Annotated in this window: 11 protein-coding genes and 1 CRISPR repeat array; of the genes, 1 reads left to right on the top strand and 10 read right to left on the bottom strand. The window is 71.5% G+C overall.

Annotated elements, in window-relative coordinates; all coding sequences use genetic code 11:
* Nucleotides 1-296: 296 nt before the first annotated feature.
* Nucleotides 297-878, bottom strand: a complete 582-nt coding sequence (locus QSK21_RS33095; RefSeq protein ID WP_285701571.1) for a hypothetical protein — start codon at nucleotides 876-878, stop codon at nucleotides 297-299.
* A 649-nt stretch (nucleotides 879-1527) separates the two neighbouring features.
* On the opposite strand from QSK21_RS33095, the gene QSK21_RS33090 reads away from it, so the two are divergent.
* Nucleotides 1528-2853, top strand: a complete 1326-nt coding sequence (locus QSK21_RS33090) for an acyltransferase family protein (protein ID WP_285701570.1) — start codon at nucleotides 1528-1530, stop codon at nucleotides 2851-2853.
* A 242-nt stretch (nucleotides 2854-3095) separates the two neighbouring features.
* On the opposite strand, the gene QSK21_RS33085 is transcribed toward QSK21_RS33090, so the two are convergent.
* From QSK21_RS33085 to QSK21_RS33045, 9 genes are all read right to left on the bottom strand, one after another.
* Nucleotides 3096-3299 carry a hypothetical protein gene (locus tag QSK21_RS33085; protein ID WP_285701568.1) on the bottom strand — a complete coding sequence of 68 codons (204 nt, stop codon included), beginning with the start codon at nucleotides 3297-3299 and terminating at the stop codon, nucleotides 3096-3098.
* Between the two features lie 642 nt (nucleotides 3300-3941).
* A CRISPR array of direct repeats spans nucleotides 3942-4336; the repeat unit is 29 nt; unit sequence CGGACCACCCCCGCTCGCGCGGGGAGAAC.
* A 355-nt stretch (nucleotides 4337-4691) separates the two neighbouring features.
* On the bottom strand, nucleotides 4692-5462 hold the full coding sequence (locus tag QSK21_RS33080; RefSeq protein WP_285701567.1) for an SDR family NAD(P)-dependent oxidoreductase: 771 nt from the start codon (nucleotides 5460-5462) through the stop codon (nucleotides 4692-4694).
* A complete protein-coding gene (locus tag QSK21_RS33075; RefSeq protein ID WP_285701565.1) occupies nucleotides 5459-5749 on the bottom strand; it encodes a hypothetical protein in 291 nt (96 codons plus the stop codon). Before QSK21_RS33075 ends, QSK21_RS33080 begins: the two co-directional genes overlap by 4 nt.
* A gap of 9 nt (nucleotides 5750-5758) precedes the next feature.
* The gene (locus tag QSK21_RS33070; RefSeq protein WP_285701564.1) at nucleotides 5759-7072 is read right to left on the bottom strand and encodes an amidase; all 1314 of its coding nucleotides are present in this window, start codon (nucleotides 7070-7072) and stop codon (nucleotides 5759-5761) included.
* Nucleotides 7072-8739, bottom strand: coding sequence for an FAD-dependent oxidoreductase (locus QSK21_RS33065; RefSeq protein ID WP_285701562.1), 1668 nt, complete (start codon nucleotides 8737-8739; stop codon nucleotides 7072-7074). Before QSK21_RS33065 ends, QSK21_RS33070 begins: the two co-directional genes overlap by 1 nt.
* The gene (locus QSK21_RS33060; RefSeq protein WP_285701561.1) at nucleotides 8733-9596 is read right to left on the bottom strand and encodes a dioxygenase family protein; all 864 of its coding nucleotides are present in this window, start codon (nucleotides 9594-9596) and stop codon (nucleotides 8733-8735) included. The genes QSK21_RS33065 and QSK21_RS33060 overlap by 7 nt, the downstream gene beginning before the upstream one ends.
* Nucleotides 9593-10666: a maleylacetate reductase gene (locus QSK21_RS33055; RefSeq protein ID WP_285701559.1), complete on the bottom strand. Its 1074-nt coding sequence runs from the start codon at nucleotides 10664-10666 to the stop codon at nucleotides 9593-9595. The genes QSK21_RS33060 and QSK21_RS33055 overlap by 4 nt, the downstream gene beginning before the upstream one ends.
* Entirely contained in the window at nucleotides 10659-11291 is a 633-nt protein-coding gene (locus tag QSK21_RS33050; RefSeq protein WP_285701557.1) for a nuclear transport factor 2 family protein, read from the bottom strand. The genes QSK21_RS33055 and QSK21_RS33050 overlap by 8 nt, the downstream gene beginning before the upstream one ends.
* Nucleotides 11288-12190 (bottom strand): sugar phosphate isomerase/epimerase family protein, encoded by a 903-nt coding sequence (locus tag QSK21_RS33045; RefSeq protein ID WP_285701556.1) that lies wholly within the window; start codon nucleotides 12188-12190, stop codon nucleotides 11288-11290. Before QSK21_RS33045 ends, QSK21_RS33050 begins: the two co-directional genes overlap by 4 nt.
* Between the last annotated feature and the right edge of the window lie 166 nt (nucleotides 12191-12356).

The raw sequence follows: 12356 nt of genomic DNA, 5'->3' as shown, positions 1-12356 counted from the left end.
TTCACTGGTCTTGGTCGACTCGAAGGATCACGAGGTGGCCGTCTCACGTCACGGGGACTCGCCCATCACGACACGAACCGGTCATAGATCACACAGACCCCATACACCACTCCAGTGGACGTGAACAAAAGCTTGGGCGGACTGTTCAGCAAGTATCCGCAGCCAGCATGGCAGCCGTCAACTGACCGTGTTGCCGCAGGTCAGATGCCCAGTACCGGCACTAGGTGCTGCGCTGGCAGGTGCGCGGCCCACCACAGCGGGACGGCGACCGGTTCTGGTGCATCTGCGCCTCGCGGTCACCTGCGCTTCGAGCGGATCAGGCGGTACGAGGTTTGCCATACCGAGACGATCAAACCTAGGGCGGAGGCGAGGAAGAGCGCACCCAGGAAGAGCCACCAGGAATTGCTACCGGCTTCATATGCCTTATCGCCACGATAGATGACCTCGACGGAGGGGTCCTGGCCGTAGGTGCAGGCGTCTGGTAGCGGGGGTTCGTTCTCCGTCGAGCCGTTCAGATCGGGCAGCTCCGGGTTCTGCTCGGGGCCGGGGTCTCCGGACAACTCAGGGTTCAAGTCGGAGTCCACCTTCTTCATCGCGGGGTCCACGCAAGCCACGCCGCCGATGAGGCGGACGCCGTGCCGCATCAGAAAACCTTTGTGTGGAGTGAAGGTCCCGTACCAGGTACATGTCTCGTCGCCCCATCTGCTGCTGGTCGGTTCACAGCGGGTCGGGGTGAACGTGCCATGCTCGCCATGCCCGAGTCTGGCCGCCAAGGCGTCCCTGCCTTCGGTGATGGAGAAGGCAAGCCCGGCCAGGCAGGCCACAGGTAACACAATGACACCGAGAAACTCCCTCAGAGTCCGCTCGCCATCGTCCACCTTCGCCTCCCGCGCTCGCCGACCAGATCCTGCGACCTTATAACGTCAAATGTGGAATGACCTTGCTTCCGCAGAATGTGGCAACTGATTCCCGCGGGCATGTCCCGGCTTCAATGGCGGGCTTCAAGCCAGCCATCCGGGACGACCGGCGCCGGTACTGCTTCATTGGCCTGGTGACAGGCCGCCGCCTTCCGCGTTACCGGGTTGGACGCACCGTGAACCCATAAGCAAAGCAACCGGTGATGCGGTTAGGAGGTCCGAACAACGGCCGCGCGATGGTCGGCACGTGTCCGCGCCCAGCGGCCGAGCGCAGCCACGGCAGTTGGACCCTTCGGCTGGAGCTGGGGACTCGCACGGACGGTCGCCGACGCTGTTTGCATCTATCCGGGTCTGCTGGAAACGGAGTCCTCGTCCAGGGTGCGCCGGAGTGTGGAATGGGCCGCGTACCTTCCGGCCGAGCGCGACGATGCCGTCCTTGACGGCCTGGGCTGTTTACCAATCGTGACGCGGGTAGGCCGGACAGGTGGAAAACCGGCCAATGCCCACGCCAATTGAGGCTTTGACCGCCTGGAATCCGCACAGGCCGGGGTGGTCAGGTCACCGTGTCCAGGCTCATCGTGTCCGACGGCGCCGGGGTGACACGCGGCGGGTGACCGGCGGGCTGCGTCGGCTGATCGAGCGTACGCCGCCGCAACGGGACCGCTGGGTCGACCTGCTCCGCGCCGCCGCGATCGTCCTGGTGGTGATGGGCCATTGGCTGGCGTCGGCGGTGACGTACGACGGGAGCGGCCTGGGCGGCGTCCATGCGCTTGAGGCCCTGCCATGGGCGCACGGGCTGTCGTGGCCGTTCCAGGTCATGCCGCTGTTCTTCCTGGTCGGCGGCTTCGCCAACGCCGCGTCCCTGACCTCGTCCTCGGGGCGTGGTGTGCGATGGTGGGAATGGCTGCTGGGACGGACCGCCCGGCTGCTCCGCCCGACCACGGCCTTTCTCGCTGCCGCGGCGGTGGCGGCCATGGTGGCACGCGCCCTCGGTACCGATCCTGAATTGATCGGGATGGCGGTCTGGCTGGCCAGGATCCCGCTGTGGTTTCTCGCCGTGTACGTCGGCGTCGTCATCCTCGCCCCCGCGATGCACGCCCTGCATCACCGGTTCGGCCTCGCGGTCCCGGTCGTCTTGAGCGTCCTGGTCGCAGCAGGTGACCTCGCCCGGCTGGGGTTCGACCTGCCCTACGGCGCCGGGCTCAATTTCCTGCTGTTCTGGCTGGCCGTCCACCAGGTCGGTTTCGCCTGGCAGGACGGACGGCTGCCAACGCGCTGGACGGTGGCCCTGCCGCTTCTCGCGGGAGGACTGGGATTCCTGGTCCTGCTCACCGTGCCGGGCCCGTACCCGGTCAGCATGGTCGCCGTCCCGGGAGCCGCCATGCAGAACACCTCCCCACCGACCCTCGCGCTGCTCTCCCTCGCGGCCGCCCAGGTCGGGTTGGTGTTGTTGCTGCGTGACCGGGCCAACAGGTGGCTGCGCCGGACCCGTCCCTGGACGGCCGTGGTGGGGATCAACGCGGTGATCTTGACCGCGTTCCTGTGGCACATGACGGCCGTGGTGATCGCTGCCGCGGCGCTCTACCCCACGGGGCTCTTCCCGCGACCACCGATCGGTACGGTCGAGTGGCTGCTGTTGCGCATTCCATGGGTGGCCATCCTGACGGTCGTGCTCGCAGTTCTGGTGATGCTGTTCGGCTGGATCGAATGGCGCAGCAGGCAGCGGCCCAGCCGGCTCCAGCCCCACGCAACGCCCTTCCGCGAAAGGACGTGCACGGCACTGACCGTCGTGGGTCTGATCGGGGCGCAGACCGGTCTCATCGGCGTCACACTGGCAGGCCAGGAATTCCACTCCCCGGCCGGCCTCCCGACACCGAGTCTGCTGGCCTACCTGGCAGGCGCCATCGTCCTACGTATGCTCCAGCGCTGGCATTAAGCCCGATCTCGTTGGCAGGGGCGTACCGGGCACCGCCAATGCCATAGCAATGCGCGGGCATCCCACCCGATCAGCGGGCGGCCCCGGTGTGACGACACCCGGACAGCGCAGGCCACACAACCAGCGTGGGCAGCCACTGAGACAGCGCTACCCCGGGTGACTGGATCGAGCCTGTCAGGTTCGTAAGTAGCCCGGGATCGGAGCAGGAGATACTGGGGCATTCCAGCATTGACCGCCGACACCTACACCTCCTTGCTGCCCGAGGTGGCGCACACCGCTGCGAAGAAGACCGCCGCGTACCCGCTGCAGGCCGCGGGCATCGTGGCGGACAGCACCCGCCGCCGGGCTCCGGCCCGCCGTGGCCGCCTGGTCGCGAGCCACACCCGAGCGGGCCTGGTGCGGCCCGGGGTGCCCCGTACGCGCTCCGCACCGCTACGGCCGCGCACCCGCGCCAGACCACCGCGCCGCGTCTGCCGCAGCCCGCGGTTTCGGCGGCGTAATCGAAAGCATCCGCTCCTGCCCTTACCCGACTATCTGCGAAAGGACTAACGCAATAGCGACGACGCATCAGTTCCGATTCGGGCGGTGCGGGCCTACGACCTCGCCTCGATCGCGTGCCGGAACAGGCGTGACGTGCGTTCGTGCCCCGGCCCCAGGGTGGCCTCAGGCATAATCGCCGACGGGCCGGACCGGACGTGTTTGCCTAATTCAAAGTGGGTGGGTCGAGTGGGACTCGCACCCACAATCTGCGGATTAGAAGTTTGGAGCTCTTGTATCAGATCAGTGCTCTCAGTATCAAGCTGCACCGTTATGTTCGTGTACGGCTAGGTTTCCATGCCGACCCGTACCGGAGCCTGCCATCCCGTACCGAAGCCGCTGAGCCAACTACGAGCCAACACGGACCCGTACCCGGGCCTCCTCGTTGGAGTGTGTCGGAGGCGAGGAGCCCATGAAGCCCACACCGGAGCATCGCCACGGACGTGTCGCCACTGAATGCTCCGCCATGACTGTGGTGCGCCGCGTTGCGGTTGATATCGCCGTTCAGGGGCTTGTTGACTTGTGGCGAGAACGCAGGTCACGCGACTGCACGACGGACCCCCACTCGCGCGGGGAGAACCGGCACGGTCACGGTGGACCGCCTCCCGGACACGGACCACCCCCGCTCGCGCGGGGAGAACGCGTTCATCCTGCACTCGCAGGACTACGCGGCCGGACCACCCCCGCTCGCGCGGGGAGAACTAGCGGCCACGCCAAGTCTCAACGGTGCCGGGCGGACCACCCCCGCTCGCGCGGGGAGAACGAGATCACCGACGCGCCCGGCTCGTGCTTGGGCGGACCACCCCCGCTCGCGCGGGGAGAACGTCATCGTCTGCAGCGTCCTGACGATCTACAACGGACCACCCCCGCCCGCGCGGGGAGAACGGTTCGTGGCCGAGGAGCGTGGCCTCGCCGGGCGGACCACCCCCGCTCGCGCGGGGAGAACACTTCGCGACCTGCGGCTTTGAGTGGGCGTTATCGTTTTGAGATGCTGTCGGCGGTGTGCGGTCGAGGCGAGGGCATGAGGGAAGCTTACGTCGATCTGCCGCGGCATCGCCTGTAAGGCGTCGCTTCGGTGGGGAGGGCGCGAAGAAGACTCTGTCTGGCAGGTGCGAGGGCAGGTCAGCACGTTCTCTCCGGACGCCGTCGGAGGGCGGTACCCCCGGCCCGCCGCTGCATGACTGGGGTTGAGTGATCGACATGACCCCCCGAACGGTCCTGCGCCTCGGCGATGGCCTTTCCGGAGACCGGGGCCGGCCTTGTAGTACACGGCCCGGAAGGGGTACCGCAGCGCGGCGGGATCAGGTGAGGAAGAGGGGGAGCTGGGAGCCGGCGCAGACGTGGAGGACTTCGCCGGTGATGCGGGCGGACTGGTCGGAGACCAGGAAGGCGACCGCGTTCGCGACGTCCTCCGGACGGATCAGCTCGCCCATCGGGGTGGCGGCGCGCACGCGTTCGGCGTAGTCGTCCAGCATCCGCTCGTCGCCTCGTTGCTTGCTGAACCTGGTGCGGACGAAGCTCGGTGCGACCGCGTTGGCACGGACACCGATCGGGGCCAGTTCCAGCGCCAGCGACCTGGTGAGGCCGACCAGCCCGGCCTTGGAGGCGGCGTAGCCGGGGTGCCCGCCGCCGAGCCAGGTGCGGGATCCGATGGTGACCAGCGAGCCCGAGCGCTGCCGGGTCCACCAGGGCAGCGCCGCCTGCGCGATCAGGGCGGGGCCGCGCAGGTTGACGGCCTGGGTGTGGTCCCAGGACGCCACGTCGATCCCGGCCAGATCCTGCGGCGGCTCGACACCGGCCGCGCACACGACCGCGTCGATCCGGCCGAACTCGGTGGCGGCCGCGGTGACGAAGGCGTCGATGTCGGCGGGATCGGCCACGTCCAGGCGGCGGGCGTGTACACGGCAGGGCTCCGGGGCCCCTGCGGACAGGGTGTCCGCGATGCCGCGGGCGGCGGGCAGGTCGAGATCGGCGACGATCACCGTCCAGCCGTCCGGGACGAGCCGGGCGGCGATGGCCCCGCCGATGTCACCGCCGCCACCGGTGATCACCGCGATCCGTCCGGCGCTCATCGGAGCGGGGACCAGTACACCACGACCCCGGCGTGCGCCGGAGAGTCGTCCGGGGTGGACTGGGTTCGGGCGATCGCTTCGCTTCTGTCGAGGTCTACGGTCTTGTGGCGGACGGCGGGCGCGTGCACGTCGTCCAGGGTCGGCGTGTAGTCGGACCGTCCGTCCGGTATCTGCCGGAAGCCGAGGATCTGCGGTCCTCCGGTCGATCCCTTGGCGTTGCTCACGGTCTCGCCACGCTCGTCGGCGTTGCGGACGGGATCGATCGTCTCGTGCGGATAGACGTGCATGGCGTCCTCTCAGGTGTCACGGGAGGTGAACGGTCCGGCGTCGTGGCAGGCGGCGCCGAGTGCGAGAAGCCGGTGGTCCTCGCCGGGCGGGGCGGCGAGCGTGAGGCCGACGGGCAGCCCGCCGTCGAGGCCCGCCGGGACCGACAGGGCCGGCACCCCGGCGAGGCAGAACGGGTAGGCGTGGCGGACCAGCGCGGTCGTGGCCTCGTCCTCGGGGGCGTCGAGGCGGGGGGCGGTGATGGGCGTGGTGGCCGTGACCAGCACGTCGGCGTCCGCGAACGCCGCCAGCAGCTCCGCCCGCCACGCGTTCCGGAACGCGCGGGCGCGGGCGAGGTCGGCGGGGCCGTGCGGGTTCGTCCGGCGGGCCTCCACGGCGGGCGCGTATGTCCGGCCGGGCTGGAGGAGGCCCGCGAACGAGGCGGCGGCCTCGGCGCGGTAGATGGTCCGCGCATGCCGCAGGACGAGGTGTGCCGAGGGGGTCTCGACGGGACGGGTCGACACCCCGGCCGCGCCGAGCTCGCGCATCACCCGGTCGATCCTCGCCCGCACGCCGTCGGCGGTGCGGTCCCGAAACCAGCCGGTGAGCACGCCGACCCGCAGCCCCCGCAGACCGGGTGCCGGTGGCTCACCGGTCTCGCCGTCCAGGACGCGGAACACGGCGGCGATGTCGGCGGGGTGCGCGGCGATGACGCCGACCGTGTCCATGGACGGGCTGAGCGGGGCGACGCCGTCGAGGCCGAGCCGCCCGTGGGTGGGCCGGAACCCGCAGACTCCGGTGAGCGCCGCCGGGATGAGCGCCGACCCGCCGGTGTCGGTGGCCAGCGCGGCGGCGGCCATGCCGGCCGCGACCGCGATGGCGGAACCGCCGCTGGACCCGCCGGCCGTGCGGTCCGGGTCCCAGGGGTTGCGCGCGTCGCCGTAGTGGGCGTTGACGGTCACGGCCGAGCCGGCCAGCTCCGGCAGGTTCGTCTTGCCGACGATGACCGCCCCGGCGGCGCGGAGCCGGGCGACCGCCTCCGCGTCGCGGGTGGCCGGCTGGCGCTCGCCGAGGGGACGACCCAGCGTCGTGACCGTGCCGGCGACGTCGATGTTGTCCTTCACGGCGACCGGCAGCCCCGCGAGACCCTGCCCAGGCCCGCCGCCGCCGGTGGTGGTGTCGAGGACCTGTGTGAACGCATGCAGCGACGGGTCGAGCGCCGCGATCCGCTCGCGCGCGGCCCGCACCGGCTCCGCGGCCGCGACCTCCCCGCGGCGCAGCGCCGCCGCGAGACCGGCGACCCCGCCGTGCCGGGTCAGGAGGGCGTGCAAGGGCGCCGTGGACATCACGCGGTCCGCTCGCTCGGGGCCGGCACCTGCTGGACGTAACCGAAGCGGTGGCACGGGGCGAGCGCCTGGTAGCGGGGCCATTCCAGCTCGACGCCGAGGGTGCCCGACAGCAGGGTCCGGAACTCGTCCAGCAGCATCTCGTCCGCCCTGACCTGGGACGGGCGGGTGCCGCGCCGCACGCAGAAGGCCGCCAGCGCGCCCGCCGCCTCGCCGACCGTCCACTCCCCGGGGTGCACGCGGCACGCGCCGCTGGTCAGATGGGTCGCGCCGATGTTCTTGGCCGCGGGCAGCAGGTTGCGCATCCGGACCGGGATCAGGGAACCGAGCGGGATCTGGAACGGCCAGGTGTCGATGTCGATCGTGTTGCGTCCCGCCGTGGACGGGTGCACGTCGATGCGGTACGCGGCGATGCCGACGCTGTCGTGGAACCGTTCGGCGCCCTCAAGCCCCGCGCGGGCCTCCACCCCGATGTGCTGTTCGACCAGCGTGAACTCGGCGCGGATGCGGCGGCTCTCGCGGATGTAGGGCATCTTGGCGAGCCCGTCCGGTGTGCCGGCGAGGTCTCCGCGCGGCCTCAGCTCGGGGTATCCGGTGCCGCCGTCGTGTCGGGGCGCCTCCGTCTGCATCCAGTACAGGAAGGACAGGGAGAGCTGCCGCGCCTCGTGCAACGCCCGCTCCTTGGTGGGCTCGTCCACGCCGATGAGCGGTAGCCGCGCGTAGTCCATCATCGGCCACGCGGCGGCGGTCACGTCCGTCCACTCCGCGTCGAGATGGGCGGCGTCCAGCACCCTGCGGGCGTGCCAGAGGTCGTAGTGGACGCCACCGGCGGCCGGCCGGTCGGTGAACAGCGGTCTGCGCCGGGGCCGGTGCGTGACGTGGTCGCTGACCTCCCAGCTCAGCAACGGCCCGGGCCATTGAGGGGGACGATGGTCGCGCCATTCGGCGTAATCGGCGGGACGCTCGATGGTGTTGTCGGTGCCGGGGTGCAGGCTCAGCAGCATCGCCCACGTGATCGCCTGCTGGTCGTACGGGTCGGCGGGGCCGTCCAGCGCGTGCGGCTCACCGGTCTCGGCGGCGCTCTCGGCCCCGAACACGTGCTCGGCGCCGGACATCTCGACGAGATCACCGAGATCGGTGGCGTCGAGGAAGTAGTCGCCGCTCAGCTCGGTCTCCTCGCCCTCGGGTCCGCGGACCAGCACCGAGCCGATCGCGTCGCCGTCCGCCGACACCGCCGCCAGCCGGTGCGACCGCAGCACGGTGACCGTTCCGCGGCTCGCCCACGGTGCGAGCATCTCCTCCAGCACGAGCCGCGCCACCTGTGGCTCGTGGCTGAGCGGGCCGATGTTCCCCGACCCCGGGTTCAGCAGCGGGGCGTGCCGGGCCGCCGCGTTGAGCGGATAGTTGCGCCGGTAGAAGGCCCGCACCCGGTCGCGGAACCGGCGGTAGGCGCGGGTGCAGCCGACCGACTCGATCCACGGGTGCTCGTCCGGCGGGATGCACTGGCTGGACACCTGGCCGCCGATCCAGTCGCTCTCGCTGACCAGCGCGCTGCGCAGGCCGAGCCGCGCGGCGGCGAGGACGGCGGCGACGCCGCCGAGGCCGCCGACGACGACGACGAGATCGAAGTGCCGAGGTCGGATAACGTGGAAGCTCCTTTTCACCATGGGTCGTCCGGGGCCGGCGGTGCGAGCGGCGCCAGCGCGAAGCGCTCGGTGAGGCGCAGGACGCCGTCGCCGGCGCGTTCGAAGGTCCGCGCCAGGTCCGGTTTCACGCCGAAGACGGCGTCCGAGCCGATGTAGGCGTCCTCGGCGTCGAAGACGGTCGTGGTGACGGCCCGGTGGCCGGGCGCGGAGACGATCGCGTGGAGGTGCGCGGCCCGCCACGGGTGTCGTCCGGTGGCGCGCAGCAGGCGCCCGACCGGGCCGTCGTCGGGGATCGGGTAGCTGACGGGCCGGACCGTCCAGAAGGAGAACCGGCCCTCGGCGTCCGTGCGGAACCGCCCGCGCAGGTTGTGCCGGGGCTGGTCGGGGTCCTGGACGTCGTAGCGGCCGTTGGGGGCGGTCTGCCAGACGTCCGCGACGGCATCGGCCAGCGGACGCCCGGCGGTGTCGGTGACCTCCGCGTTCACCAGCAGCGGCTCGCCGCCGAGGTCGACGTCGGCGATGGACGTGCCGGACGCGCGGAACGGCGCGCCCGGCACGTAGAACGGGCCGAGGATCGTCGAGGGGGTGGCGCCGTCGGCGCCCGCGCCGTCCAGCTCGTCGACCAGGCTGGACAGGCCCAGGGTGTCGGACAGCAGGACGAACTCCTGCCGGTCCTCGGTGCAGGTGCGGCCCGTCTCGGTGAGGAACCGGACGGCGGCCATCAGTTCCGGCTCCCGGAGCCGGACGTCCCTGGCGAACGCGTGCAGGTGCCGTACGAGCGAGACCATCACCTCGCGCAGCCGCTCGTCGGGGGTGGCGGCGATCCGCTCCAGCACCGTACGGGTCAGGTCCTCGCCGATCGGCTCGTCGCGGTTCATGGCGTGTCCTCCGCGGTCGCGGGGCGCGCGCCGTCCAGGGCGGCCCGTAGTATCGCGCGCACCCCCGCGGGCTCCACCGGGCGCGGGCCGGCGGGAGGTTCCGCCGCCACGAGCCCGGCGACCTTGTCGATCTCGGCGGCGCCGAACCCGAGCTCGGCCAGGCCGGCCGGGGCGCCGATGGTGGCCCGGAGGTCCCACAGCCCGGTCGCGGCGTCGGTGGCGCCGAGCGCCCGCGCGACCCGTCCCAGCCGCGGTGCCCCACGATTGAACGCCGTGACGTACGGCAGCAGCGCCGAATGGGTCGCGGCGTGCGGCAGGCCGAAGAACCCGCCCAGCACGTGGCACAGCTTGTGGTGAAGGCCCATCGTGGTCGTTCCCAGCACCCATCCGGCCAGCCATGCGCCTTGGAGCGCGCCGCTTCGCGCCGCCATGTCCTCCGGGTCGGTCACGACGCGCGGCAGCGCCTCGGCCAGGATGCGTATCCCCTGGTCGGCGACCGCCGCCGTGAGCGGGGAGAGCCGCGGCGCGTAGGCGGCCTCGACCAGGTGGGCGAGCGCGTTCATGCCACTGGCCGCCGACAGTGTCGCGGGCAGGGCGGTCGTCAGCGCCGGGTCGTAGATCACCGTGACGGGCCGTACGGCGGGATCGCGGCCGGTCTCCTTCCGGCCGTCGCGCGTGCTGCCCCAGATCGGGGTCATCTCGCTGCCCGCGTACGTGGTCGGCACCGCGACGATCGGCAGCCGGGTCCGCAGCGCGACCGCCTTGGCCAGCCCTGTCGCCGAGCCGCCGCCGACACAGAGCAGCAGGTCGGCGTCGTGTGCGGCGGCCTTCTCCGCAGCCGCGTCGGCGAGCGCACCGGGGACATGGGTCGCGGTCTCCCGGATCCGGCCGCGGACCCGGTCGCCCAGCAGCCCGGCGAGGGTGTCGGCGTACGCGGCGCTGTGCCGATCGGCGATCAGCAGGACGCGGCGCGCACCGAGACGCGCCACCTCATCACCGGCCCGGTCCAGCGCCCCCACGCCGAACACCACCCGCGACGCGCCGTGCTCGTGGACGAACCGGTCAGTCATCTCCGGCCTTACCGCCTCGCAGCCAGTCGGCGCCCCGCCGGTACAGGGCCTCGACCTGCGGGCCGGTGAGCTGCGGCATGTCCATCTTGACCTGATAGCCGAGTCCGGTCTGGAGGTAGGCCAGATGCCGGTATCCCTCGGGCAGGCGGCCCAGCCGGTCCGTGTCCAGGGTGAGGCGGGCCGCGGGGTCGACGGGGTCGATCCGGTCCCGCTCGTAGATCGGCTGCCGGAGCACCAGCGCCCACCCGCCGTACCGTCCTCCGGCGCCGCCTTGCCTGCCGTCCCGCTGGAGGAGGTCGTAGAACCTGCCCGTGCACACGACGTCGCATTCGACGCCGTCGACGAGGGCCCGCTGAGTGATCGTCATCTTGGTCTGGGCGATCGCCCGGTCGCCCGCGATGTCGGCCGACGTCCCGCCGAGGAAGTGCCAGATGCGCACGCCGCGTTCCCAGCCCTGGCGGCTGACCTCGATGAACTCCCGGTATCCGCCCTGGAACCAGGTGGCCTGCATGACACCGTCCGGGTGCCACACGGTCGCGAACCTGTCCCAGTCACCGGCGTCGCGCCACACGGCCCAGTCCTTGATGAGCCGTTCGATGTCGGCCTGATCGCCATCGGCTTTCATGCGGATCCTTCCAGTCGCGCGGTCTCGGTCAGCACTCGGTCGGCCGCTTCGTACGCCAGCCGTGCCGCCTCGGTGGGCGCCAGGCGCTCCAGGTCGTCCGACCAGACCTCCACGGACATGCGCGCGGTCACGCCGTGACGGCGAAGGAGGCGGACGAACCTGGCGGCCCCGTCCCCCGGGAGCAGGCGGCGGTGGCGGGCCTCCTCGCGCAGGTCGTCCTGGTCCCGGACTTCTCCCGGCGACAGGTCGTCGCGGGGCTGCACGTCGTTGAGCTGCACGTCGTTGAGCTGCACGGAGAGGATCCGTTCGGGCGGTACGGCCGCGAGGTCGTCCGGTGTGCCCCCCGAGCGGACGTAGTGCCAGTGGTCGAGGAGGACTCCGGCGTTCGGCGCGCCCGACTCGCGGACGAGGCGCCAGGCGGCGGGCAGTGTGCGCAGTTCGCTGAACGGCATGAATTCCAGGGCCACGCGCGCGCCCACGGTGGCGGCCCTGGCGCACAGCGCGGTGAAGCGCTCGACGAGGTGCTCGTGCGGGTACGCGGTGAACGCCACCGCGTTGAACTGCTCGCAGCGGAGCGCCTCCAGCGCGTGGAACAGCAGGTCACCGTTGTCGCGGCTGCCCGTGCCGACATCGACCGCGCGGGCGCTCGCGTCGGCGCCGGGCGGGCCGCCGGCCGCCCAGTCCCACGGCGCTTCGATCTCGGTGACGCGCAGGCCGTGGTCGTCGAGCAGGAAGCGCAGCCTCCGGTCGTCCAGCCCCTCCTGGAGCGCGGCCCGGTACTGGTCGAGGGACAACCCGATCGAGTCGAATCCGGCCGCGGCGGCGGCCCGGAGCCGCTCGGTGAACGACGCTCCGCGCACCGTCATCGCGCAGAGCGTGAGCGCGGGTCCGGATGCCATGTCTCCCCAATCTGTGCGCATGTCGCACATCTGTGCGTATGGTAACCGCTACTGCGGCGCGGTGGCAATGGCGGCGGCCCGGCTCGGGCCCAGCCGGGAGGAAGCCCCTCAGGTGGCGCAGCACTTCGGAGGGCCGCTTCTCGGGGAGGAAGTGCGGCTGGGCACC

The sequence above is a fragment of the Actinomadura sp. NBRC 104412 genome (assembly GCF_030269515.1).
In the GTDB taxonomy this organism is placed as follows: Bacteria; Actinomycetota; Actinomycetes; order Streptosporangiales; family Streptosporangiaceae; genus Spirillospora.
This window is presented reverse-complemented; position numbering and strand designations above follow the sequence as displayed.